Raw genomic sequence first — 24,955 nt, 5'->3', positions numbered from 1 at the left:
TGTGCGGGGAGATCAGAGCGTTACGCCACTTTTAAACAGCGCCAGCTCGCGAAAATCATTTTTCTCGTTACAGGTTGGCGCGCCGTTCACTTTCTCAACAATCACATCAATAAACTGCTCCAGCAGCTCGGGCATCGTGCTACCGTGCAGCAGTTTTCCCGCATCAAAATCTATCCAGTGCGGTTTCTTCATCGCCAGCTCGCTGTTAGTGGCAATTTTCACCGTCGGTACAAAGCCGCCGTATGGCGTACCGCGCCCGGTGCTAAACAGCACCATGTGGCACCCCGCTCCCGCTAAAGCGCTGGTCGCTACCGCATCGTTACCCGGCGCGCTCAGCAGGTTTAATCCCGGCTGTTTTAACCTTTCGCCATAGCGAAGAACGTCAACGATCTGGCTTTCACCGGCCTTCTGCGTGCAGCCGAGCGATTTTTCTTCGAGCGTCGTGATCCCGCCCGCTTTGTTGCCCGGCGATGGGTTTTCGTAAATAGGCTGGTGGTGTTCGATGAAGTAACGCTTGAAGTCGTTGACCATCGCCACCGTTTTATCAAACGTGGCTTCGTCACGGCAGTGGCTCATCAGCAGCCTCTCCGCGCCAAACATTTCCGGCACTTCCGTCAGCACCGTGGTGCCGCCGTTCGCCACGATATAGTCGGAGAAGCGGCCCAGCATCGGGTTCGCGGTAATGCCGGAAAGACCGTCCGAACCGCCGCATTCGAGGCCAAATTTCAGCTCGCTCAGCTTGCCCGGCTCACGCCTGTCATGGCGCATCACCTCATAAAGAGCATGAAGGTGCTCAAGCCCCGCTTCAACTTCATCGTCCTGCTGTTGCAGCGCCATAAAGCGAACGCGACTTTGTTCGTACTCTCCTAAGGTTTCGCGAAAAGCCTCAATCTGGTTATTCTCGCAGCCCAGCCCCACCACCAGCACCGCCCCTGCATTAGGATGATGTACCATGTTTTGCAGCATGGTGCGGGTGTTGAGATGATCGTCGCCAAGCTGAGAACAGCCAAACTGATGGCTGAAAAGCCACGCGCCGTCGACATCTGGCGCATTGCCCGTCTGCTGCAGGAAACGGCTCAGCATCTGGCGCGCAATGCCGTTAACGCACCCCACGGTGGGCAGGATCCACAGCTCGTTACGTACGCCAACCGCGCCGCTACTGCGGCGATAGATGTTCACCTCACGATCGCCGAAAGGTTTACTCTCCTCAGCAATATCGGGCTGATAGCGATACTCATCCACATCGCTAAGGTTGGTGCGCAGGTTGTGGGAGTGCAGATGTTCCCCGGCTTCTATACCGCAAAGCGCATGGCCTATTGGCAGGCCGTACTTCACGACGTTTTCACCTTCAGCAATGCCACGAAGCGCGAACTTGTGGCCACGGGCGATCGGCTGGCGCAGCCTGAAGCTGTCCGGCAGAGTACCAATCCCTTCGCCCTCCTCCATATCCACCAGAGCGACCGCAACGTTATCCTGTTTATGGATCCTGATATAGCGCATTTCAGCCTCAGTTCAACTCAATGGCAAAGTAGTCCCGGGCGTTGTTGAAGCAGATGTTTTTCACCATCTCACCCAGCAGTTGCAGATCCTCTGGCACTTCACCCGCCTGGACCCAGTGCCCTAACATGCGGCATAAAATGCGGCGAAAATATTCGTGGCGCGTGTAGGAGAGGAAGCTGCGGCTGTCGGTCAGCATCCCCACGAAGCGGCTCAGCAGCCCGAGCTGAGCAAGCTGTGTCATCTGCCGTTCCATACCGTCTTTCTGATCGTTGAACCACCAGCCGGAACCAAACTGCATTTTCCCCGGCCTTCCTTCCCCCTGGAAGTTACCGACCATCGTGCCAATCACTTCGTTATCCCGGGGGTTCAGGCAGTAGAGAATGGTTTTAGGCAGCAGATTCTCTACATTCTGCTTGCTCAACAGCTTCGATAGCGGCTCGGCCAGCGGGCGATCGTTAATAGAGTCAAAGCCCACGTCCGGCCCCAGCAGGTGGAACTGCCGCTGGTTATTATTGCGCAGCGCGCCGATGTGGTACTGCTGCACCCAGCCTCGACGGGCGTATTCGCTACCCAGCCACACCAGTACGGCGGTTTTAAACTGCGCCACTTCGGTTTCATTAACTGCGCCACCGGCCAGGCGGCGGGCAAGAATGGCATCCAGCGTCGACTCATCCGCTTCGGCAAAGACCACCACGTCCAGCGCGTGGTCGGCAACCTTGCAGCCGTGGGCGGCAAAATGATCGAGTCTTTTACCCAGCGCAGCCTGGAGATCGCTGAAGCGGCGGATGTCGGTATCCGAGACCGCTGCCAGCGTCGAAATGTAGTCGCTGAACGCCGCCAGCTCGATATTGAAGGCTTTATCCGGACGCCAGCTCGGCAGCACTTTGATGTTAAAACTGCCGTCTTTGGCCACGGCGGCATGATGTTCAAGAGAATCCACCGGGTCGTCGGTAGTCCCCACCATTTTCACGTTCATCTGCTGCATGATGCCGCGGGCGGTGAACGCCTCCTGCTCCAGCAGCGAGTGGCACTGGTGCCAGATTTCATCCGCCGTTGCCGGGGAGAGGAGCTTGCCGGTAATACCAAACGGGCGGCGAAGCTCCAGATGGGTCCAGTGATACAACGGGTTGCCCAGCGTATGCGGCACCGTTGCCGCCCAGGCATCAAATTTCTCACGGTCGCTGGCATCACCGGTACAGAGCCGCTCTGCAACGCCGTTAGTGCGCATGGCGCGCCACTTGTAATGATCCCCTTTCAGCCAGATGTCATACAGGTTTTTAAAGCGATAGTTGTCGGCAATTTGTTGCGGCGGCAGGTGACAATGGTAGTCAAAAATGGGCTGTGATTTCGCGTAGTCATGGTACAGGCGGCGGGCGAATTCGGTATTAAGAAGAAAATCTTCGGTCATAAACGGGGCCATAGTTGGGCGTCCTCTGCAGATAACGGTTCTATGCTTGTGCATGATGGGACAAAGTTATCACACCAATTTTCATGCAACGACCTCAATTTTGCGTTAAAGGTCACAAAACGAACACTCCACTGGCGGTAAATTTTGCCTTAACCCAGCCCAACCCCGCTCTCTATCTGGCCTGCAGGCGAGCGGTAGCAGGAAGTTAAGCAAAAATGCTTTTGTGATATCACTCAACTTTTAAAGCTGTATGACAAGTTATCTTTCAAGCCGTCGCAGTACCGCTTGCCTCAGGGCTTGGGTGACGAGAGCAGGAACGGATGCCGGTCTACCTGGAACAACGTTCACAATAAAGACGGGATGGGGTTAGAAATGCGAAAGATAAAAGGTTTACGCTGGTACATGATAGCGCTGGTGACGCTGGGCACCGTGCTGGGCTATCTGACCCGTAACACGGTAGCCGTCGCGGCGCCCACGCTAATGAGTGAGCTGAATATCACCACGCAGCAGTATTCATGGATAATTGCTGCTTATTCAGCCTGTTATACCATTATGCAGCCGGTTGCCGGCTATCTGCTCGACGTGCTGGGCACTAAAATTGGCTACGCGGTGTTTGCCGTGGCCTGGGCTATTTTCTGCGGTGCAACCGCGCTGGCAGGCAGCTGGGGCGGCCTGGCGCTTGCACGGGGTGCAGTCGGTGCCGCCGAAGCGGCCATGATCCCCGCAGGATTGAAGGCCAGCAGCGAGTGGTTCCCCGCCAAAGAGCGTTCTATTGCGGTTGGGTACTTTAACGTAGGCTCTTCCATTGGGGCGATGATAGCGCCGCCGCTGGTAGTCTGGGCCATTGTGATGCACAGCTGGCAGATGGCGTTTATCTTAACCGGCGTGCTGAGCTTTATCTGGGCGATGGCATGGCTCTGGTTCTATAAAAATCCGCGTGACCAGAAAAAGCTGTCCAGCGAAGAACGTGAGTACATCATTAGCGGACAGGAAGCTCACCATCAGACCGGTAACACCAAAAAGATGTCGGCATGGAAGATCCTGCGCAACAGGCAATTCTGGGGCATCGCTCTGCCGCGCTTCCTGGCAGAACCCGCGTGGGGCACGTTCAACGCCTGGATCCCGCTGTTCATGTTTAAAGCCTACGGCTTCAACCTGAAAGAGATTGCGATGTTCGCGTGGATGCCGATGCTGTTTGCCGACTTTGGCTGCATCCTCGGGGGCTATTTACCGCCGCTTTTCCAGCGCTGGTTTGGCGTTAACCTGATTGTTTCCCGCAAGCTGGTCGTCACGATGGGCGCGGTACTGATGATTGGCCCAGGCACAATTGGTCTGTTTACCAGCCCTTACGTGGCGATTGCTTTGCTCTGCGTTGGCGGGTTTGCACACCAGGCGCTGTCGGGTGCGTTAATCACTTTGTCTTCCGACGTGTTCGGTCGTAACGAAGTGGCGACCGCCAACGGACTGACGGGAATGGCAGCCTGGACCGCCAGCACGCTGTTTGCCCTGGTCGTTGGAGCACTGGCCGACACGCTAGGCTTTAGCCCGCTCTTTGCCGCGCTTGCCGTGTTTGATCTTCTCGGTGCCGTTGTTATCTGGGCTGTATTGAAAAACCAGCCCGCCAGCGAACTTGCGGCCGAAGGCATTTCGCCAAAAGCAGTTACGCAGTCTTGATATCTCTGATGCCGCCTACGGGCGGCATTTCTCACCCTGGTTGCTAGAGCGCTATCGGAAAAAGTGGTATAACAAATTTACTCACGCGCAGCCCTCTTCCGGAGCAAATTATGGACGTCATCGAACCTCGCCGCCTTTACCAGCAGCTTGCAGCCGAACTTAAACAACGTATTGAAACCGGTGTCTACCTGGTGGGGGAAAAGCTGCCTGCGGAGCGTTATATTGCAGAAGAGAAAAACGTCAGCCGTACCGTTGTACGTGAAGCAATTATTATGCTGGAAGTGGAAGGCTACGTGGAAGTACGAAAAGGCTCCGGTATCCACGTGATTTCTAACCAGGCAAAACATATGACCGTGCCGGACGAGCGCTTTGAGTTTGCTAATTACGGCCCTTTTGAGCTTCTGCAGGCGAGGCAGCTCATTGAAAGCAATATCGCTGAGTTTGCCGCGACTCAGGTCACCAAACAGGATATTGTGAAGCTGATGGAAATTCAGGAAAAAGCGCGAAAGGAACAAACATTCCGCGATTCTGAATGGGATCTCCAGTTTCATGTGCAGGTTGCGCTGGCGACACAAAACGGGGCGCTGGCAACGATTGTAGAAAAAATGTGGAGCCACCGCATTCACAACCCTTACTGGAAAAAACTGCACGAGCACATCGACATGCGCCCGGTAGATAACTGGTGCGACGATCATGACCAGATTCTTAAAGCCCTGATCCGAAAAGACTCTCATGCGGCTAAACTGGCTATGTGGCAGCATCTCGAGAATACGCGTCAAATGCTGTTTAACGCCACCAGCGACGATTTCGAATTCAACGCCGACCGCTATTTGTTCGCTGAAAATCCGGTCGTTCATCTTGATAAAGCTGCAAACGGTCAAAAATAGTCATTTTCCCGGCCGAGGGTAAGCAAACCATAAATAGTGTCAGCGTTTGTAAATACCCTCGCCAGCCTCCCTCCTGGTAAGCAAAATCATTCATCAACAAAACGCAAATACTGTGACGCACAACGCGTAGTTTTGTTACAATTAGATGCAATTTCGCCGTCTGTGTTGATTTCGCGCCCCCGGGCCGTTGTTTCACAAGGTGTTGTTCCAGAAGACCAGCACGGGCAGCGGATTGTAGTCAGCAAATGATAATAAAAACCATGCTGCATTCTGCTCATCCGTTTACACCGGCGGCCTAAACGAAGTGCCAGGAACCTTGAATGGAACTACTGACTCAACTGCTTTCCGCTCTCTGGAGCCAGGATTACGAAACGCTCGCCAATCCCTCAATGATTGGCATGCTCTACTTTGTGTTGTTCATGATTTTATTTCTGGAAAACGGGCTGCTTCCGGCGGCCTTTTTGCCGGGCGACAGCCTGCTTATTTTAGTTGGCGTGCTGGTAGCCAAAGGTTCAATGGGTTTCCCGGAAACGCTGGCACTACTCACCATTGCTGCCAGCCTCGGCAGTTGGGTTGGCTACATTCAGGGACGGTGGCTCGGGAATACGCGCATCGTACAAAACTGGCTTTCGCATCTCCCCGCGCATTATCACCAGCGTTCGCACCAGTTATTCCATAAGCACGGCCTGTCAGCGCTGCTGATTGGCCGTTTTATCGCTTTTGTTCGCACCCTGTTGCCAACTATTGCCGGATTATCGGGTCTTAGCAGCGCGCGCTTTCAGTTCTTCAACTGGATGAGCGGCCTGTTGTGGATACTGATTCTGACCTCGCTGGGCTATTTGCTGGGCAAAACACCGGTCTTCCTGAAATACGAAGATGCCTTAATGTCATGCCTGATGCTGATCCCGGTGGTTCTGCTGGTCATCGGTCTGGTCGGTTCGTTAATTGTGCTTTGGCGTAAAAAACGCAGCCAAAACAGCTAGAGGGATTCGATGAAATTAGCTTTCACACGCCGCCTGCGGGCGGCGCTGCTTGTTGGAGCGCTGGCGATTGCATCGCTGATGGTGTGGTCCGGCATGCAGACCCAGGATTCTACCCTCGAAATTCGTGCTTCACGGCAGGGCGGGAGTATTCCTGACGGTTTTTATGTCTGGCACCATCTTGATGCCAACGGCATTCGCTTCAAAAGCATTACGCCGCTGAATAATACGTTGTTAGTGACTTTTGACTCCAGCGCCCAGAGCGAGGCCGCGAAGGAAGTGTTAAACCGTACGCTGCCGCAGGGGTACGTAATTGCCCAGCAGGACGGCGACAAAGACGCACTCGCCTGGCTCTCTATCCTGCGCCCCGATCACAATCACCTCGGCTAATCTCCTTTCTTTCAGTCTGAATTTGTTATTGCCCCCTGGGTTTTTAGTCGATTCATGACTATGCTTTATCTGTTTTTACCGCTATTTGTGAGCGCTTTTTTCAACATTCGGGAACGACGCATAGAGTATGATCGCTGATACTTTTATACCTCGTCTGACAATGGAAGGTTTCAACCATGAATTACCGCACCGTACTGGCACTGACTTTACTCACCCTGACTTCTGCCGCACAGGCAAATTCCCTTTGCAGTGAAAAAGAGCAGGATATTCAACGCGAGATTGGCTATGCGGAAAAACACAACAATCAGCACCGTATTGATGGCCTGAAAAAAGCGCTGAGTGAAGTTCGTGAAAACTGCAGCGACACCAGCCTGCGCGCTGAGCACCAAAAGAAGATTGCTAAGCAGAAAGCAGAAGTTGAAGAGCGCAAAGCCGATCTCAACGAAGCTCGCCAGAAGGGTGACCCGGAAAAAATCACAAAACGTGAGAAGAAACTTGCAGAAGCAGAAGATAACCTCAAAGCTTTAGAGAAGCGTGATTACTGATTTTGTAGTCGCAGACTTTAAGGATCCATCTCAAACACTCGGAGAGAATTATGTCAAAAGATACTACGTCAGAACATTTGCGCGCTGAGTTGAAATCCCTGGCAGATACGCTTGAAGAAGTCCTGAGTGCTTCCACGGACAAGTCAAAAACTGAACTGGACAAACTGCGCAATAAAGCTGAAAAAGCGCTAAAAGAGAGCCGCGATCGCCTCGGTGAAACCGGCGATGCCATCGCGAAACAAACCCGCGAAGCTGCCGCAAAAGCGGATGATTACGTTCGCGATAACCCGTGGACCGGCGTCGGCATTGGTGCGGCGGTTGGCGTCGTGCTGGGTGTGTTACTGGCACGTCGTTAAGATGGCTGATTCTCACCAAAGCCAGGGGCCGGGCAAAAGCGTGCTTGGCATTGGCCAGCGGCTGGTCACCATTTTGGTTGGCATGGTTGAAACCCGGGTACGCCTTGCCGTGGTTGAACTGGAAGAGGAGAAAGCACATCTCGTCCAGCTGCTGCTGATGCTCGGTCTGACCATGCTGTTTGCCGCGTTTGGCTTAATGAGCCTGATGGTACTGGTTATCTGGGCCGTTGACCCACAGTATCGCCTTAACGCCATGATTGCGACAACGGTCGTACTGCTGTCTCTGGCGCTAATTGGCGGTATCTGGACGCTGCGTAAATCCCGTCAGTCCACGCTCTTACGCCATACCCGGCGCGAGCTGGAAAACGACAGGGAATTGCTGGAAGAGGATAAGTAATGAGCGATGCGGAACGTGCGAAGCGTAAAGCGTATCTGCTCAGCCAGGTTCAACAGCAGCGGCTTGATCTTAGCGCCGCAAGGCGCGACTGGTTACAGGTTACCAGCCCGTACGATCGCGGCTGGAACACGTTACTAAGCCTACGCACCTACGCCATGATCGCCAGTAGCGTATTGGCTATCTGGACGGTGAAGCACCCGGGGCGGTTTATGCGCTGGGCAAAGCGAGGTTTTGGCGCCTGGAGTACCTGGCGGCTTATCCGCAATACGCTTACTCAGCCACCGCGCTGACCCAGAACACCGCCCCAGGGCGGTGTTTTTTATTGTGCCACGAACGCTTCCCTTATCTTCTACTACCGTCATGCCCTGACATCACATTCGCTCCGTGTTTTTACTTTCCCCGCTTAGTTCACTCAGGATATTTGAAGAACTTAGACAGTTTTCCTTGCTAACAATCTTTTTTCACCCCGTCTATTATCCTCCCCATCAACAGCAAACACCGGTAACCACTGGGGTTTGCGCCCTTTTTAAGCCCTGGCAGAGTAAGCCGGAAAAAAGAACCGCTGGAGAGTAAAATGAAAAAATTAGAAGATGTTGGCGTACTGGTTGCTCGTATTTTAATGCCAATCCTGTTTATTACCGCTGGCTGGGGCAAAATCACCGGTTATGCAGGCACTCAGCAGTACATGGAAGCGATGGGCGTCCCGGGCGCACTGCTGCCGCTGACCATCCTGCTTGAATTTGGCGGCGGCCTGGCCATTCTGTTTGGCTTCCTGACCCGTACGACGGCGCTGATTACCGCACTGTTTACTCTTCTGACAGCGTTCCTGTTCCACAGCAACTTCGCTGAAGGCGTAAACTCCATTATGTTTATGAAAAACTTCACCATCGCGGGTGGCTACCTGCTGCTGGCGGTCTTCGGCCCGGGCGCCATCAGCCTTGACCGCGTACTGAATAAAAAATGGTAAGCGTTCTATACTGATGAACACTGAGAAAGCGAAGACACCGTCTTCGCTTTTTTGCTATTGAGGAGGAGAAAAAATGGGACAACTCATCGACGGCGTCTGGCATGACGTCTGGTACGACACCAAATCGACCGGCGGCCGCTTTAAACGTTCGGAATCCGCCTTCCGCAACTGGCTTACCGCCGACGGCGCGCCCGGCCCAACGGGAAAAGGGGGATTTGCCGCGGAGAAAGACCGCTACCATCTTTATGTTTCTCTTGCCTGCCCGTGGGCACACCGAACGCTGATCGTTCGCAAGCTAAAAGGTCTTGAGCCGTTTATCTCCGTTTCCGTCGTCAACCCGCTGATGCTGCAGAACGGCTGGACGTTTGCCAAAGATTTCCCGGATGCAACCGGTGACAGCCTGTACCAGCACGATTTTCTCTATCAGCTCTACCTGCAGGCCGATCCACACTATACCGGCCGCGTGACGGTTCCCGTGCTGTGGGACAAGAAAAACCAGACGATTGTCAGCAATGAGTCCGCTGAAATTATACGTATGTTTAATACGGCCTTCGATGCCCTCGGCGCACGAGCAGGCAACTATTACCCTGACGCCTTAAAAAGCGAGATTGATGAGCTGAACAGCTGGATTTATGACACGGTGAATAACGGCGTGTATAAATCAGGTTTTGCCACCGCCCAGGAAGCCTATGACGAAGCCGTGGACACGCTTTTCATCTCGCTGGAGCGCCTTGAGCAAATTCTTGGCCAGCACCGCTATTTAACCGGTGACCGGCTGACCGAAGCGGATATTCGCCTGTGGACAACGCTGGTACGTTTTGACCCGGTGTATGTCACTCATTTCAAATGCGACAAACGGCGCATCAGCGACTACCTCAATCTTTACGGCTTCCTGCGTGATATCTATCAGCTGCCGGGAGTAAGCGAAACGGTAAGCTTCCCGCACATTCGCCACCATTACTATCGTAGCCACAACACCATTAACCCAGCCGGTATCATTTCCACCGGCCCTGCACAGGATTTAGACGAACCGCACGGGCGTGATGAACGGTTTAGGAAGCGTTAGGAATATTCAGCACAACAACGATTTACGGCCAATGCATTCACGACTATTCTTGAATCGATCGCTTACCGTTCAGGTGATTGTCGGATAATAAAGGCAGGCCTTAAATGGATTGGTATTTTAAAGCACTAACAAATTACATTGGGTTTGGCGGACGTGCGCGCCGCAAAGAGTACTGGATGTTCCATCTGGTGAACTTCGTTCTGGCAGCGGTACTAAGCGTGCTGGATAAGATGCTTGGGCTGCACATTTATAAAGATGAAGGGGCGCTCACCACGATTTACAGCGTCCTGGTTTTCCTGCCGCTTTGGGCAGTACAGTTCCGTCGCCTGCACGACACCGATCGCTCTGCCTGGTGGCTGCTGTTGCTGTTAATCCCGATTGTCGGCTGGTTGATCATCCTGGCATTCAACTGCCAGGACGGCACGCCGGCAACTAACCGTTTCGGGCCAACCCCAAAGGCCCCGGAGCTCTACTAAAGAAAAAGGGCGTACCTCAAGGTACGCCCTTTTTGTATCAGGCAGACTCGCTTAAAAAGCCTGTTCGTTCTGCTGTTCCGCTTTCTTCGCCAGGCCATCCAGCAGTTTCTGGTGAATACCGCCGAAACCGCCGTTGCTCATGACCAGAATGTGGTCGCCCGGCTGTGCCGTTTTCACCACCATTTCCGCCAGCGTGTCCACATCTGCGCTCCAGTGTGCTGGCTGTATGCAGGCCTCAGCAACCTCCGCGACCTGCCACGGAATATGCTGCGGCTGGAGCAGGAAGACTTCATCTGCACGCCCTAATGACGGAGCCAGGTCATCTTTGCAAACGCCCATTTTCATGGTGTTTGAACGAGGCTCCAGAACCGCCAGAATGCGAGCAGTGCCGCCCACTTTCCCACGCAGGGCTGCCAGCGTCGCCAGAATAGCCGTTGGGTGGTGAGCAAAATCGTCGTAAACCGTGACGCCATGCGCTTCGCCGCGCAGTTCAAGGCGGCGGCGTGCGTTAACAAAACCATCCAACGCCTGAGCGGCATCGGCCGGGGTTACGCCAACATGGCGGGCTGCGGCAATCGCCATCAGTCCGTTATGCATATTGTGTTCGCCAACCAGCTGCCAGTTGACGGTACCAACGCACTCGCCGTCCAGGTAAACCTCCCACTGGGAAGCATCGGTCGTCAGCTTTTTCGCCTGCCAGTGGCCCTGATCGCCCACCAGCTCCTGCTCGCTCCAGCAGCCCATCGCAAGGGTTTGCTTCAGATTGACATCGCTTTCCGGCCAGATAATTTTGCCCTGGCCCGGCACAATGCGCACCAGGTGGTGGAACTGCTTCTGGATGGCTTTCAGATCGTCAAAGATATCCGCGTGATCGAACTCAAGGTTATTGAGGATCAGCGTTCTTGGGCAGTAATGGACAAACTTAGAGCGCTTGTCGAAGAACGCACAATCATATTCATCAGCTTCGATCACGAAGAACGGGCCGTCGCCCAGGCGAGCGGAAACGTCAAAGTTCCCCGGTACACCACCGATAACAAAGCCTGGATTATAGCCACACGCTTCCAGAATCCAGGTCGCCATACCGGCGGTTGTCGTCTTACCGTGAGTACCCGCAACCGCAATCACCCAGCGGTCACGCAGGACAAAATCATGCAGCCACTGCGGGCCGGACATATACGGAATGCCCTGCTCCAGAACGGCCTCAACACACGGGTTACCGCGCGTCATCGCGTTGCCGATAATCACCAGATCCGGGTGCGAAGCCAGCTGACTGGCGTCATAACCTTCAATTAGCGAGATACCCTGCTCTTCAAGCAGCGTGCTCATCGGTGGGTAAACGTTGGCGTCGGAGCCGGTCACTTCATGCCCTAAAGAGCGAGCCAGCATCGCCAGGCCGCCCATAAAGGTGCCACAGATCCCTAGAATATGAATGCGCATAGGAATTTTCCTTTCTTGGTTTGGCGCACATTCTAACCGCATGCCTGCCGCGGGCGAAACGCATTTCAGGATATTCCTTAACGTGCTGGCGCGATTCACCTGTGCGCGACTTTTTGAAAGTTTGTTAAGATTGTTGCGATCGCTTTATCCAACATAATGATGCAGGGAAAGTGTTATGAAAACGTTAGGTGAATTTATTGTCGAGAAACAGCATGAGTTTTCCCATGCTACTGGTGAGCTCACGGCTTTACTGTCGGCAATAAAGCTGGGCGCCAAAATCATCCATCGCGATATCAATAAGGCCGGACTGGTCGATATCCTGGGGGCGAGCGGTGCTGAAAACGTGCAAGGTGAGGAGCAGCAAAAACTCGACCTGTTTGCGAATGAAAAACTGAAGGCAGCGCTTAAAGCACGCGGCATAGTTGCGGGTATCGCCTCCGAGGAAGAAGACGAGATCGTGGTCTTCGAAGGCGCCGAGCAAGCCAAATACGTTGTGCTGATGGACCCGCTTGACGGCTCTTCTAACATTGATGTTAACGTCTCCGTTGGCACCATCTTCTCTATCTACCGCCGCATTACGCCGGTCGGCACGCCGGTTACTGAGGAAGACTTCCTTCAGCCGGGCAATAAGCAGGTTGCCGCGGGCTACGTGGTTTATGGCTCGTCGACCATGCTGGTTTACACTACCGGCTGCGGCGTTCACGCCTTCACCTACGATCCTTCACTTGGCGTATTTTGCCTGAGCCAGGAGCGCATGCGCTTCCCGGAGAGAGGCAATACCTACTCCATCAACGAAGGCAATTACATTAAATTTCCAAACGGCGTGAAGAAGTACATCAAGTTCTGCCAGGAAGAAGATGCCGCCAGCAAGCGCCCGTATACTTCGCGCTATATTGGCTCACTGGTTGCCGACTTCCACCGCAATCTGCTGAAAGGCGGGATTTATCTTTACCCAAGCACCGCAAGCCACCCGGAAGGCAAGCTGCGTTTGCTGTATGAAGGTAACCCGATGGCATTCCTTGCGGAACAGGCCGGCGGTAAAGCCAGCGACGGTAAAGAGAGAATTCTGGATATCATCCCAACCACGCTGCACCAGCGCCGCCCGTTCTTCGTCGGCACTCAGCATATGGTCGAGGACGTAGAGCGCTTTATTCGCGAATACCCGGACGCCTGATTTATCCTGCACAATATGCCTCTTCCCCAGGGAAGAGGCATTACTCGATTAATAACGGAATGACGCCATCGCGGCCACCAGCTGCTGCGACTGCTCTTCCAGCGAATGCGTGGCGGCGGTGGACTGCTCAACCAATGCCGCGTTCTGCTGCGCCGCCTCATCCATCTGGCTTACCGCAATATTCACCTGCTCAATACCGTGGCTCTGTTCGTTAGACGCGTTGGCGATTTCGCGAACCAGTTTGGTCATACGCATAATTTCTTCGGCGATTTCGTCCATAGTTTCCCCGGCCTGCTGCGCCAGCTCGCTGCCCTCACCCACGTGAGTTTGCGAATCGGAAATCAATGTGCGGATCTCTTTTGCTGCCTCGGCGCTGCGGCTTGCCAGAGTACGCACTTCACCGGCCACCACGGCAAAACCACGGCCTTGCTCGCCCGCGCGGGCGGCTTCAACCGAGGCGTTAAGCGCCAGAATATTGGTCTGGAAAGCGATGCCGTCGATAACGCTCAGAATGTCGGCAATACGGCCTGCGCTACCTGAGATGTCGCGCATTTTTTCAATCACGTAGCAAACCATTTCGCTGCCACGGTCGGCGGTATCGGAGACCACTTTCGCCAGCTTGTGCGCCTGCTCGGCGTTATCGGCGTTTTGTTTCACTGTAGCGGTAATTTGCTCCATGCTGGCCGCCGTTTCTTCAAGCGAAGTGGCCGTTGATTCCGTTCGCTGGGAGAGATTGAGGTTACCTGCCGCCAGCTCGCGGCTGCCGGTATCAATTTGGGAAGAGGCATCACGCACGCGGCTTACCGAGTCTACCAGGGACGTTCGCATCGCCACAATCGCGCCGGCAAGACGGCCAAATTCGTTATTGCCCGTTTGCGGCAGCGGCTGGGTTAAATCCCCTTCCGCCACAAACTCCAGCTGATGAATAGCCTCATCCAGCGGCTTCAGCAGCAGGTGGCGCAGCGCCAGCCAGACCAGCACAATAATGGCGGCGGTCAGCAGCGCGGCGAGAATAATAAAGCCCAGAACGATTTTTTTGTGCAGCTGTACGGCTGCAACTTCGCTGTTACCACGCGTTTCGCCCCAGTGCTGGAACGCCTGAACATCGTTATCAAATTTCAGTCCCAGCGGGATCAGGCTTTTTTCCAGCAGATCGTAATAATCGTCCGGGCTTTGTTTTTGCAACGCGGCCAGCATCGGGGTAATCCCCTGCACCTGATAGGTGCCAAAGCTTTGCGCCAGGCTGGTAAGCAGGGCGTTGCCCTGGTCGTCGTCAACGCCGCTGTCGATAACGGACTTCAGGTTTTTCTGCGCCAGGCCAACTTCACCGGCAATGTTTTTCGTGGCTTTTGTCGCGTCGTCCAGCATGCCGATTTCCATCTGGCGCACCGCCTGGCTTGCCTCATTGCGGGCACGAAGCAGCAGAATATAACCATCGCTAAGGCGTACCATTTGCTCTCCCTGCAGGCGGTTAATGCGCTCAAGAGAGGAGGAACTTTGCTGCAGGGCATAAATGCCGATGCCGCTTACAACCAACAGCAAGAACGTCATAACCGCTAACAGCGTCAGCAGCCCCGTACGAATCGACAAATTTCTCAACATGCTACATTCCCGGTTAACGATGGCTCATGAATAAAGTAGTGAGCGGGTTATCGGCAATTTTCGGAAAATGTTTAATCAATTTGCGTTATTTATACTCGTTAAGTGCTTGTTGCGCTGATGTTTACCTCAATCATGACAATGGCGTGACTCAAGGCTTAAGCTGCCTAAAGCGGCGGGTTTGGCGGCGAGAAGGGCCGTGGTCAAAAAACAGCAAAAGACATTTAACCGCAGTTGGCTATAATATCGGGCACTTGAAATACACCAGGTTAAAGGAAACAGACATGAGCTTACTCAACGTCCCAGCGGGTAAAGATCTGCCGGAAGATATCTACGTTGTTATCGAAATCCCTGCTAACGCTGACCCAATCAAATACGAAGTAGACAAAGAGAGCGGCGCGCTGTTTGTTGACCGTTTCATGTCTACCGCGATGTTCTATCCGTGCAACTACGGCTACATCAACCACACCCTGTCTCTGGACGGTGATCCGGTTGACGTGCTGGTCCCAACGCCATACCCACTGGAGCCAGGTAGCGTTATCCGTTGCCGCCCAGTTGGCGTGCTGAAAATGACCGATGAGTCTGGCGAAGACGCGAAGCTGGTTGCCGTGCCGCACACCAAACTGAGCAAAGAGTACGATCACATCAAAGATGTGAACGACCTGCCAGAACTGCTGAAAGCGCAGATCACTCACTTCTTCGAGCACTACAAAGATCTCGAGAAAGGCAAATGGGTGAAAGTTGACGGTTGGGACAACGCCGAAGCTGCTAAAGCAGAAATCATTGCTTCTTTCGAACGCGCTGCTAAGAAGTAAGTAGCCAGCCCGAAAGAAAAAACACCGCCTGAGGGCGGTGTTTTTGTTTCGGCTTCTCGCCCACCAGCTAGCTGGTGGGCAAAAAAAACGGCCACGTGTTGGCGTGGCCGCTTAGGTTTGCTTAGTTCTTTTCTCGATCCAGCCAGTTACCGCTGTCGATGCGGGTTAACCCCTCCACCGGGCGCTGGTAGACGTACATCCACGCGCCGCCGTAAGGTGTCTGAATCAGCTGACGGCTGTACTCGCCCCCTTTGGTGCGCAGCGCGTCAAGCTCGGAAAGCGTGGAGGCATCTATTCGGTAAACTTCTCCCAATACCACGCCCTCTCCCGGCACGGCGCCTGGATAATGCCCAAGGCTATACAACACGTAGTTTTCCTGCGTGTGGTCGCCCAGCCACTGGGCGTTGGTCATCCAGTGGCTGTTGCCTTGTTTGCGTCGTAAACTGCCGTAAACAAATATTCGCATTGCTAAAACTCAAACTGATAGAGCAGATCTAGTGCCTGATCTACGCCAGACACCGCTTCCAGATATAGCTTAGGCATCAGACGATAACGCAGCGTTAACGTCGCCAGAGAGTCAAAAATACCTACGCCATATTTAACCTGTAGACCCGGCAGTACATAGCCGCTGACCACCACCTGAGAGGAATCACCCACCCCTGCGGTGTCGAGCGCCAGATTGCTTACGCCAAACGTCTCGCCGATTTTACCCACAACCTGACCACTTTGTGCAACCCCCAGACCCACAAGCATTGACGTCATCGCGTCGCCATCGTTGCCGGAGGTATCTAAACCCTGGCCACGAAGCAGGTAGGACAAGGCTTCCTGCTGCGACATCGCCGGGTCAGAGAATATTTCAGCTTTTGGCTCATCTGCAGGCCCCGTCACACGAACGCCCGCCGTCACGCTGTTTTCGGTAGAGTCAGGGTTACGAATAGCTTCAATATTCAGGTATGGGTTATCCGGTGGACCAGAGAACAGCAGCTCACCTTTGCGGACGATAAGATCCTGGCCGTACGCGTGGAAGCGCCCTTGTGGAATGTTTATCTGCCCGTTAAGCCCCAGGCCCTGCTTGTCCTGAACCATTTTCAGATCGCCGGTCAGGCGTGCTTTCAGGCCGAACGCATCCAGCCGCACATTATTACCGACGTGAATTGTCAGGTTGCTGTTGATAGGGATCCCGGCGGACTGTGGATTAACCGGTTTAAGGTCTTTATCCAGCATGACTTCGTCGCTGGATACGCCCACGGCACTCTCCGGCACGTCATGCACCACGATACGCGCCCACGGCACATCAACATTCCCGTTAAGGGTAAACAGGCTCGGCGTCGCCACAAACTCGATATCCGGAGACACATCCAGACGTACCATCGGCGGCACGGTAATACGCACTTTACTGCCCTTCGCGGCAACTCGCGCGCGCCAGTTGTCGATTTGCGTCCAGTCGGCATCGCCGCTTAACACAATCTGCCCCTGTTTTGTACGTACCACACCCTGTAGCGTTGAATTCATCCCGTTGAAGTTCATGGCAATCTGGCTTGGCTGCATGTCGAACGGCATAAAGTTGCCTTCGACGTCGACGCCATTAAGCTGCATTTGCCCGAACATCTGCGGCCGCTCAAGGTTCCCTCCCAGGCGTAGGTTCGCGTTCAGCGTCCCGTCGGCCTTTTCGCCCTTCGAGAAGATAGCGTTGGCAATGGCCAGAGAGAAGTTACGAACGTTGACGTTGCCGCCGAGGTTGCGTCGCCCCTGCGGATCGGTGATTTGCACCTGGCCATCAAACTGCCCGTTATTCGCTACCTTCACCAGCCAGCCAAGCTGGGCGCGGTTATTTTTTAGTTCGGCGTTGAGGTTCAGCGTGTCGAAAGCAACCGGCAGGGTATTGCCGTTCACCACCTGCGCCACCTTCACGCCGCGCCCGCTGAGCGTCACCTGGCCCTGCGGCAGGCCTCCGGCCTCGCTGTCCCAGCTGACGTCTGCCTTGCCGGTAAACACGCCGCTGGCCTGCGTATCCGCCGGCATCACCGGTTTCAGCATGGCAAGATCGAAGCGGTTGAGGTTAACCACCGCCCGACCTTTCGCTCCGGCGTCGATGGTTTGCGGTACGCAAAGCTCGGCGTTCGGGTTCACCCAGCAGTGCGGGCCAATCGCGATTTTCTGTTCTTTGTTACGGAAGTCCAGCGTCAGGTCACGGTTAAGCGCCCACGGCCCCACCGGCGTATCAAAGCGGGTATCGCTTAGCTTGCCACGCCAGCGCTCTTCATTGCGATCGAAGCTACCGCTCAGGTTGAGACGCCCGGAAACCGGCTCTCCCTGAACGCGCAGCTGAAGCTGATGTTGTTTCTCATCGCCTTTTGTGTCCAGGGTGACCAGGTCAACCTTCACGCCCGGTTGAGCCACTCGCTCTACGCGCAGGTTGAGGTTACCGGCGATTTGGTCGCTCGATTTCACATCGCCTTTAAGCAGAACCCGGGCGATCGTCAACTCCTGCCAGCGCAGGCTGTTTGCGGTCAGGTCAGCCAGCAGCTGCGGGGCTTTCACGTCACCGCGAACCTTCACGATACCTTTCGCCGTACCGCCAAGCCCCGGCAGGGCGTTGTCCAGGTTCGGGGCATTAATGTTGGCGTCCAGGTTCAGCTCTTTCTCACCCAGCTCCCCTTTGACGTCCACCGTATTGCGACCCAGTTCCAGATGCAGACCCGGAACCTTCCACTGCATATAATTGTTGCCCTGCAGCGTGCCCTGAACGTTGACCTTATTCTGCTTCACGTTACCGGCAAGCTTCAGCTCAGGAATATCCAGCTGCCAGCTTCCACCATACAGGCTGCCGCGGGTTTTGATATTGCCGTCAAGCTTCGCCGGCCAGTCCGGGAACTGTTTCGCAGTATTGATCCCGGCCAGCGTTAATTCGCCGCGCCAGCTGATCGCTTTGCTCCAGTCCACCAGCGCTTTCAGGTCGGTGTTGCCCTGCAGGGCAGCCACGCGCAGCTTATCGAGGCTAAACTGCTGCTCGTTGCCTTTGCCGTCCAGCGTGATGGTGGCAGGCGGCACCTGTTCTCCCTTCACGGCGGTACTGAATGCGAGCTTGTAGTCGGTCATTTTGCCGGTCAGGCGTAACTTAAGATTATCAGCCTGATATTGCTTCGCGCCGGTCAGCGGCCAGTAAAGCTGCTTGCTGTCTACCTCGACATTCAGCGGCAGTCCGGCTTCGGCAAGCCGGGTTTGGGCATTCAGCTGCATCCCCACCGGGCCGGAAAGATTGACGCCCACTTTCAGCTCATCCCGCAGCGCGCCGCCCACCGTCATCTTCACCTTTTCGCCTTTCAGCGGCTCAATGTTCAGCGTGCTGTTGAGCGTTAAATCAACCGGCCAGTTGTCGCGCAGCTGGGCGCTGCCGGTGGCGTTCACCAGCCCCTGAGAGGAGTCCACATCCAGCGCATCCAGCTTCAGGTTGCCGTCGATGCTGCTCACTTTCAGCAGCAGCGAGTTGACCATCAAATCCGTATCGCCGGTCAGGCGCAGGCGCGCTCCGCGGAATTCCTGAATATTCAGGTTCACCGGCAAATTAACGTCGGTCATTTCCGGCAGCAGCGGCTTCTCAAACAACTTTTTGAGCGTTTCACCCAGCGGCGCTTCTTCCGGCTGAGGGTTCTGGATCTTCGGCTCAACAATCTCTTCTTTTGCCACCTGCGCCGCCTTCGGCAGGGCAATCAGCAGCCCTTCAAGGTTAGTTGGCGTCAGCGTCAGGTTGCGCTGCTCCCAGGTCAGGCCGCTGGAGAAATCCATCACCGAAACGGTAGTGTCATCAATTTTCACATTGACGTTGTTAAGCGCCACGCGGCTCAGGGTAATCGGGTACGGCGTAGAGAGATTCAGCGGGCCGCTGTCCTCTTCCTGCACCGGGGCAGACGGCGGCATTTTTTTCGTGTCGACCGCGACATCCACATCTTTCAGCGAGAAATCATTCACGCACAGGCTGCTGTGCCACAGGCAGTTAAGCTCAACGGCGAGATGAACCTCGCCCGCACGTACCGCGACGCCAGGCTGCTCATAGCGCAGGTTTTTCAGCGTCAGATTGCGCCACCCGCCGTCAACCTGAGCGATATTCAGCCCCGGCACCCAGCGATTAGCGCCTTTAAACAGCAAATGCAGGCCAGGCGTAGTCCCTACCAGGAAACCGACTGTCGCGATCAGCAGCACAATCACAGCCAGCACCGCGAGGCTTATTTTCTTCCAGCGACTCATAGTTCAGGCCCCAAACCGATGTAAAACTGTAAACCGTGCTCTTCCTTGTCACCCACCGGTACCGCGAAGTCGAGCTTGATAGGCCCAACCGGGGACTGCCAGCGCACGCCAACGCCTGCGCCGGTTTTGAAGTTGCTTCGTTTGATGTCGTTCACCGCTTCACCGGAGTCAACGAACGCCGCGCCCCACCATTTGCCGGTCACGTTGTACTGATACTCCAGCGAGCCGGTCGCCAGTTTGGAGGCCCCGGTTAACTTGCCGTTGCTGTCCTCCGGCGAAATAGATTTGTATTTGTAGCCGCGAATGCTGCGGTCGCCCCCGGCGAAGAAACGCAGATCCGGCGGCACTTTTTTAAAGTTGTTGGTTTCAATCCAGCCGAGATTGCCGCGTACCACAAAGCGATGTTTTTCATACAGCGAGCGGATCCAGACGTTTTGCGCCTGGAACACGCCAAAATCGACGTCGGAACCCCAGGTCGTATTGGAGACATCAATCGAGTAGCGCTGGGAGTCGCCCCATGTAGGCATCAGGCCGCCGCGCGAGCGAGTGCGGTTCAGGCTGACGCCAGGATAAAGCAGCATCGTCGTGTTAGTGACGTCTGCCTGGGTAAAGTGGTCCAGGCTCCAGCGCAGGTTAACCGCGCGCTGCCAGCCGCTCGACATATCCCAATAGCGGGACAGCGCCACGGTGGTGGAGTCTGATTTGGTGTCGTTGAGATCGGTGCGCTTAAAACCGCCCTGCACCAGGTAATATTGCTCCAGCGGGCTTTTCAACAGCGGCACTTTATAGCTGAAGTCGAGCGTTTGCTCAGGCCCGGAGAGGCTGGTGCTGGTCGTCAGGCTGTGGCCATACGAGTTCATCCACGGCTTTTTCCAGCTCGCCTTTACGCGCGGGCCAACGTCCGTGGAATACCCGACCCCAGTTTCAATGGTATTTTCGGTTCGCGGCGTCACCACGCCCTGCAGCGGCAGGACTTTAGTCTGGCGGGACTTTTCAAACTCGGGCGCCACCACCACGGAGTTAAACCAGCCCGTGGCCGACAGCCGGCGGTTCAGCTCGGCCAGATCGCTTGACTGGTAATAATCGCCCTGCTTAAAAGGCACCAGATTTTGCAGGTACTCTTCGCGAATCTGCGAGCCTTCAAAAGTCACCGCGCCAAAACGGTAGCGCTCACCGCTGTCATAATCGATATCCCAGAAAGCCTGATGTCTGTCGAGAGAGACGCCCAGCTGGCTTTTACGGAAATCGCTGTCGAAGTAGCCCTTACGCAGCGCAATACTGGAGAGGCTTTTCTTGAAGTTATCGTAATCCGCATGGTCGAGGACGGTGCCGATTTTTGGCCGCTTGGGCAGCAGCGCCAGATAGTCTTTATCGGCACGCGCGCCTCCACGTAAAATCACGTCTGTGCCGCCAATTAACACCGGCTGCCCGGCATCTACTTTGGCAAGCAAAACCTGGCGCCCCCCGTTTTGCGGGGGAGGGTTGAGCGTGAAATTAATGGTCGGTTCGTAGTAACCCAGCGCTTTGAGCCCAGCACGAATAGCGTCATCGACGCGCGCCTGGAAGCGACGGTCCGGCGTCACTTCATCGCTTTCAATGGTTGAAAGCTGGGCACGTACGTTCTTTTGCAGGTCACCGCTGAGCCCCTCAACCTGCAAACGTACGTTCGCGGCGTTTGCCCATGTGCTCGCTACACATAGGCTCGTAATACATAAAGTACGGATTCCTGGCACGTTTTCTCCTGAATATCCTTGTTCCCACCCCTGGAAGGAAACGTCATTACCGCTCCGCGGATTAACAAAACCCTAACAACGAGGGTTGAAAATATCTCACTAGCCTAAATATTTCTTATAAGTAATGTAGTCTTATAACTCGGGTGTATTGTCTGCAATTGCAGCGCCGATGACAACCGCTCGCTTTTTTACCGATTTTCGGGAGAATCAACACCATGCATCTGTTCGAAAAAACTGATCCTGTAACCCAGGCTGACGCGCTTCCAGGCCGCAATACACCTATGCCTGTCGCGACGCTTCATGCGGTGAACGAACACTCTATGACAAATGTACCAGATGGGATGGAAATCGCCCTGTTTGCAATGGGTTGTTTTTGGGGCGTAGAGCGCTTGTTCTGGGAAATTCCGGGCGTTTACAGCACCGCAGCTGGCTACAGCGGCGGCTACACGCTAAACCCAACCTACCGCGAAGTGTGCAGCGGCCAGACCGGTCATGCGGAAGCCGTGCGCGTGGTTTATGACCCGCGCGTTGTCAGCTATGAGCACCTATTACAGGTGTTCTGGGAAAACCACGATCCGGCACAGGGCATGCGCCAGGGCGGCGACGTCGGTACCCAGTACCGCTCCGCCATTTATCCCCTGACGCCAGAGCAGGACAAAGCCGCTCACGCCAGCCTTGAACGCTTCCAGGCCACCATGGATGCCGCCGGTGATAAGCGCAAGGTCACCACCGAAATCGCCAACGCGGGTCCGTTCTATTACGCAGAAGATGACCACCAGCAATATCTGTATAAAAATCCGCACGGCTACTGCGGCATTGGCGGCATCGGCGTCTGCCTGCCGCCTCAATAATCTTCACGATAAGAGCCAGTCAACCGACTGGCTTTTTCTTTAGCGTCGTTAACCAAAGCCCACCCACGCCTTCTGATTATTCACGTCAAGCGTTGCTGAGGTATGTCCGTTTCCGAGGCTTGCCATGCTGATATTGTTTGCCACGCCGTGTTTGTTCAGCGCTGCCAGCATCGCCCGCACATTACCCGCCGAACCCTGATCGTTCGCCCCTACCAGGAACACCTCGGTTTTCCGCGCCGACGGCTGCAAATGCCGGGACAGCATATCCTCAAGAGGAATGCCGCCTGAGCCGCTGCGCTGCGGGTTGTCCATATGTAAAGCCAGGCTTTTCCCATCCTGCACGATCATTGCCGCCAGGCAAGGCGCCAGGTCTGTTGTGAACAGCGCGGTTTTCTGACGGGGCGGCTGCTGAATCACCTGAGCACGGTTATTTCCCTGGGCGAAAAACTGCAGCTTGTATCCCTCATCCGCAAAACGTTCGTGCGAGCGGCGAAACGGCACGCCCTGGTTTTGCTGATTCATCGCCAGCTGCAGCGTTTGCAGGGAACCAAGCTGTAACAACGCTTTGGCCGGGAAAGCTTGCAGCGGGTTACCGGACACATTCAGATGTTTGAGGTGCGTCAGCGCGCCCAGCGACTCGGGTAATGCCGTCAGCCCCCGTTCACTCAGATCTAATGACTCGTTGCGGCACTGAAAGTTATTCATTATTTCGCTGCAGGCGGCCGCTCGTGCCTTCCCCTCTTCGACGGTGGGCGCAGCGGCAGCCCAGCTTTTAAGCGCGCCATGCAAATCGCTTGTGTGCAGGCCGGACGAAGCGGCTTTAACCGCCGCCGTTGAAGGTACGCTGGTGGAAGGCGACATGCCCGCAGGACGTAGCGCGCCAGGATTAATATGCATAGTTTGACTCCAGAATGGACTGCCAGTATGTGGACGTAATAGACCGACCTGTTCCCCAGAACAGAGCCATCGTTACACCTGCTGCTCTGCTGCATTCAGGGATGTCGTCGGTTGCCGGTTTAATGCTGCCTGTAGCTGATGCCCAACCCACCCCGCCGCCGAGTTCACGGCCGCTGGCACCTTTTCCTGAAGCGCCTGCGTCATTTTGCCTGCCGCTGCGTCCGCGAGAATTTCCGCCGCAGGAACGGCGAAGAATACCGGAGCAGAAGCCACAACGTTTGCAGCATGGCTAATGGCGCTTAGCGAGGCGGCATTAATTCTGGGGCTGGCGCTGGCAATTGCGCCGCCGATGATGCTGCGCAGAGCAGTCACGCCCGCAAAACCCCCGGCAAGCATCGCGGTTTTACCGAGACCGGGCGCAGAAAACACATTCCTTACCGCCCCCAGGCTATCGGTTGCAATATCCAGCGGCAGCCTTACCATGCGCTGAGCGGCATTTTTTGCCGTATCGCTCACCACATGCGTATTTTTAAGCTCGGTAAATTTCTGCTGCCAGTCGTTGCGCCCCAGCAAATACTCTGGCCCCGTACGCCCCTTACTTTCATCCACCGCATGCAAAATGGCATTCATCGCGCCCCCCGCCACCAGCCCTCCCGCAGCGGAAAGCCAGGTATCGGCCTCCCCGGCCACTTTCGCCCCCGCTAAATGCGTGAGCGTTGCCGCCGTAGCCAGGCGCGCCAGGTTGCGTGCAGAATAGGTCTGAATTGCCAGCCCGGTTTCCGCCACCGTCGTCAGCAGCCCGGGCTTTGTCTCTTTTACGGCCTCACGCATCGCCGGATGCAGGTCACTGTCTTTGGCTGAAAGCCAGGGATTCGTCGCCGTTGCTCGGTTAAGCAGCGTGGTGCCAATGGTGTCGGCAATGCTGGACTGCAGGCCTGCATGGAGGCCAATTTCCGCGGCGGTATGGGCAAAAGTGCTCAGTAGCGGCACTTTATCGTAGGCGACCGACGCTACCGCAAACGGGATCGCCCGCACGGCCCCTCGCGCCACTTGACCTAGCCTGTCCAACTGATGGCCTTTGCCCAGCACAGCCTCAATGGATGCGGGCGTTTCCCCCATTTTGTGGAGCTCACGGGTTCTCGACTCGATCAGGGCGTGCATTTCAGCATGATTATCGCCGCTAATGTGCTTGCCAAATAGCGCACCAAGCTTGTGATGAATAGCAGCTTCGTTTGCAGAACCATAAACGCTATCGCCAACAAAATGCAGGCTTTCGTGCGCGCTAACGGCGGCAGAGGTGGCAACAGACGCGCTGGAAGCAATCGACGCAGGACGCTGGCCGCTATGTTCCGGTAAGAGAGGAAGCTCCGCAGCATGCCTGTGCGCGGAAGTAACGGAATTGACCATGTGAACGCTCTCCTGATATTGGGCTAACCAGTCAGGTGGGTGGAAAAAGGAAGGAAAGAGTTCCGGGGTACCGAAGATGCCGCTAATCGCTCACAAAGCAGGCTAAATGTTGCGTGCCTTTTATCAAAAATCTTATTAAGAAAAATGCAGC

23 protein-coding genes are annotated in these 24,955 nt (G+C 55.2%); 14 read left to right on the top strand and 9 right to left on the bottom strand.

Going from position 1 to position 24,955, the window contains the following annotated elements; all coding sequences use genetic code 11:
* Nucleotides 1–12 precede the first annotated feature (12 nt).
* The gene (locus VGM55_RS10265) at nt 13–1,500 is read right to left on the bottom strand and encodes an altronate dehydratase family protein (protein WP_331635397.1); all 1,488 of its coding nucleotides are present in this window, start codon (nt 1,498–1,500) and stop codon (nt 13–15) included.
* 7 nt (nt 1,501–1,507) lie between these two features.
* Complete coding sequence (gene uxaC, locus VGM55_RS10260) at nt 1,508–2,920, bottom strand: glucuronate isomerase (protein WP_331635396.1); 1,413 nt, start codon at nt 2,918–2,920, stop codon at nt 1,508–1,510.
* 360 nt (nt 2,921–3,280) lie between these two features.
* Between uxaC and VGM55_RS10255 the strand changes: the two genes are divergently transcribed.
* The 11 genes from VGM55_RS10255 to VGM55_RS10205 all read left to right on the top strand — a co-directional run bounded on the left by VGM55_RS10255 (nt 3,281) and on the right by VGM55_RS10205 (nt 10,646).
* On the top strand, nt 3,281–4,582 hold the full coding sequence (locus VGM55_RS10255) for an MFS transporter (RefSeq protein ID WP_154186988.1): 1,302 nt from the start codon (nt 3,281–3,283) through the stop codon (nt 4,580–4,582).
* Between the two features lie 110 nt (nt 4,583–4,692).
* Nucleotides 4,693–5,469 (top strand): transcriptional regulator ExuR, encoded by a 777-nt coding sequence (exuR, locus tag VGM55_RS10250; protein ID WP_154186987.1) that lies wholly within the window; start codon nt 4,693–4,695, stop codon nt 5,467–5,469.
* 320 nt (nt 5,470–5,789) lie between these two features.
* On the top strand, nt 5,790–6,452 hold the full coding sequence (gene yqjA, locus VGM55_RS10245) for a DedA family general envelope maintenance protein YqjA (RefSeq protein ID WP_154186986.1): 663 nt from the start codon (nt 5,790–5,792) through the stop codon (nt 6,450–6,452).
* A gap of 9 nt (nt 6,453–6,461) precedes the next feature.
* A complete protein-coding gene (mzrA, locus tag VGM55_RS10240; protein WP_154186985.1) occupies nt 6,462–6,839 on the top strand; it encodes an EnvZ/OmpR regulon moderator MzrA in 378 nt (125 codons plus the stop codon).
* A gap of 176 nt (nt 6,840–7,015) precedes the next feature.
* The gene (locus VGM55_RS10235; RefSeq protein ID WP_154186984.1) at nt 7,016–7,384 is read left to right on the top strand and encodes a DUF1090 domain-containing protein; all 369 of its coding nucleotides are present in this window, start codon (nt 7,016–7,018) and stop codon (nt 7,382–7,384) included.
* Between the two features lie 50 nt (nt 7,385–7,434).
* The gene (locus tag VGM55_RS10230) at nt 7,435–7,740 is read left to right on the top strand and encodes a DUF883 family protein (RefSeq protein ID WP_154186983.1); all 306 of its coding nucleotides are present in this window, start codon (nt 7,435–7,437) and stop codon (nt 7,738–7,740) included.
* 1 nt (nt 7,741) lies between these two features.
* Nucleotides 7,742–8,137 (top strand): phage holin family protein, encoded by a 396-nt coding sequence (locus tag VGM55_RS10225; RefSeq protein WP_154186982.1) that lies wholly within the window; start codon nt 7,742–7,744, stop codon nt 8,135–8,137.
* The gene (locus tag VGM55_RS10220; protein ID WP_154186981.1) at nt 8,137–8,427 is read left to right on the top strand and encodes a YqjK-like family protein; all 291 of its coding nucleotides are present in this window, start codon (nt 8,137–8,139) and stop codon (nt 8,425–8,427) included. The genes VGM55_RS10225 and VGM55_RS10220 overlap by 1 nt, the downstream gene beginning before the upstream one ends.
* A gap of 284 nt (nt 8,428–8,711) precedes the next feature.
* Nucleotides 8,712–9,104, top strand: a complete 393-nt coding sequence (locus VGM55_RS10215; RefSeq protein WP_154186980.1) for a DoxX family protein — start codon at nt 8,712–8,714, stop codon at nt 9,102–9,104.
* 73 nt (nt 9,105–9,177) lie between these two features.
* On the top strand, nt 9,178–10,170 hold the full coding sequence (locus VGM55_RS10210) for a glutathione S-transferase family protein (RefSeq protein WP_154186979.1): 993 nt from the start codon (nt 9,178–9,180) through the stop codon (nt 10,168–10,170).
* 104 nt (nt 10,171–10,274) lie between these two features.
* Entirely contained in the window at nt 10,275–10,646 is a 372-nt protein-coding gene (locus VGM55_RS10205) for a DUF805 domain-containing protein (RefSeq protein WP_331635395.1), read from the top strand.
* A gap of 51 nt (nt 10,647–10,697) precedes the next feature.
* Here VGM55_RS10205 and mpl read toward each other — a convergent pair whose 3' ends face one another.
* Complete coding sequence (mpl, locus tag VGM55_RS10200) at nt 10,698–12,083, bottom strand: UDP-N-acetylmuramate:L-alanyl-gamma-D-glutamyl-meso-diaminopimelate ligase (RefSeq protein WP_331635394.1); 1,386 nt, start codon at nt 12,081–12,083, stop codon at nt 10,698–10,700.
* A 175-nt stretch (nt 12,084–12,258) separates the two neighbouring features.
* Between mpl and fbp the strand changes: the two genes are divergently transcribed.
* Entirely contained in the window at nt 12,259–13,257 is a 999-nt protein-coding gene (gene fbp / locus VGM55_RS10195) for a class 1 fructose-bisphosphatase (protein WP_154186976.1), read from the top strand.
* Between the two features lie 48 nt (nt 13,258–13,305).
* On the opposite strand, the gene VGM55_RS10190 is transcribed toward fbp, so the two are convergent.
* On the bottom strand, nt 13,306–14,859 hold the full coding sequence (locus VGM55_RS10190; protein ID WP_331635393.1) for a methyl-accepting chemotaxis protein: 1,554 nt from the start codon (nt 14,857–14,859) through the stop codon (nt 13,306–13,308).
* Between the two features lie 281 nt (nt 14,860–15,140).
* Between VGM55_RS10190 and ppa the strand changes: the two genes are divergently transcribed.
* A complete protein-coding gene (ppa, locus tag VGM55_RS10185; protein ID WP_008460444.1) occupies nt 15,141–15,671 on the top strand; it encodes an inorganic diphosphatase in 531 nt (176 codons plus the stop codon).
* Between the two features lie 121 nt (nt 15,672–15,792).
* Here ppa and VGM55_RS10180 read toward each other — a convergent pair whose 3' ends face one another.
* Genes VGM55_RS10180 through tamA form a run of 3 tightly spaced genes read right to left on the bottom strand, consistent with a single transcriptional unit; the run spans nt 15,793 to nt 21,649 of the window.
* Nucleotides 15,793–16,137 carry a gamma-glutamylcyclotransferase gene (locus VGM55_RS10180; protein WP_331635392.1) on the bottom strand — a complete coding sequence of 115 codons (345 nt, stop codon included), beginning with the start codon at nt 16,135–16,137 and terminating at the stop codon, nt 15,793–15,795.
* A 2-nt stretch (nt 16,138–16,139) separates the two neighbouring features.
* Nucleotides 16,140–19,916: an autotransporter assembly complex protein TamB gene (gene tamB, locus VGM55_RS10175; RefSeq protein WP_331635391.1), complete on the bottom strand. Its 3,777-nt coding sequence runs from the start codon at nt 19,914–19,916 to the stop codon at nt 16,140–16,142.
* Nucleotides 19,913–21,649 carry an autotransporter assembly complex protein TamA gene (gene tamA, locus VGM55_RS10170; RefSeq protein WP_331635390.1) on the bottom strand — a complete coding sequence of 579 codons (1,737 nt, stop codon included), beginning with the start codon at nt 21,647–21,649 and terminating at the stop codon, nt 19,913–19,915. Before tamA ends, tamB begins: the two co-directional genes overlap by 4 nt.
* Before the next feature lie 215 nt (nt 21,650–21,864).
* Here tamA and msrA point away from each other — a divergent pair, with 215 nt between their 5' ends.
* Entirely contained in the window at nt 21,865–22,500 is a 636-nt protein-coding gene (gene msrA, locus VGM55_RS10165) for a peptide-methionine (S)-S-oxide reductase MsrA (RefSeq protein WP_331635389.1), read from the top strand.
* A 48-nt stretch (nt 22,501–22,548) separates the two neighbouring features.
* Here msrA and VGM55_RS10160 read toward each other — a convergent pair whose 3' ends face one another.
* Together VGM55_RS10160 and VGM55_RS10155 are read right to left on the bottom strand one after the other, a co-directional pair.
* Nucleotides 22,549–23,397, bottom strand: coding sequence for a hypothetical protein (locus tag VGM55_RS10160; RefSeq protein WP_154186971.1), 849 nt, complete (start codon nt 23,395–23,397; stop codon nt 22,549–22,551).
* Nucleotides 23,398–23,469: 72 nt separating this feature from the next.
* Entirely contained in the window at nt 23,470–24,804 is a 1,335-nt protein-coding gene (locus tag VGM55_RS10155; protein ID WP_154186970.1) for a hypothetical protein, read from the bottom strand.
* Nucleotides 24,805–24,955 lie beyond the last annotated feature (151 nt).

Origin of the sequence: Cedecea sp. (assembly GCF_036500665.1) — a bacterium.
In the GTDB taxonomy this organism is placed as follows: Bacteria; Pseudomonadota; Gammaproteobacteria; order Enterobacterales; family Enterobacteriaceae; genus Cedecea.
This window is presented reverse-complemented; position numbering and strand designations above follow the sequence as displayed.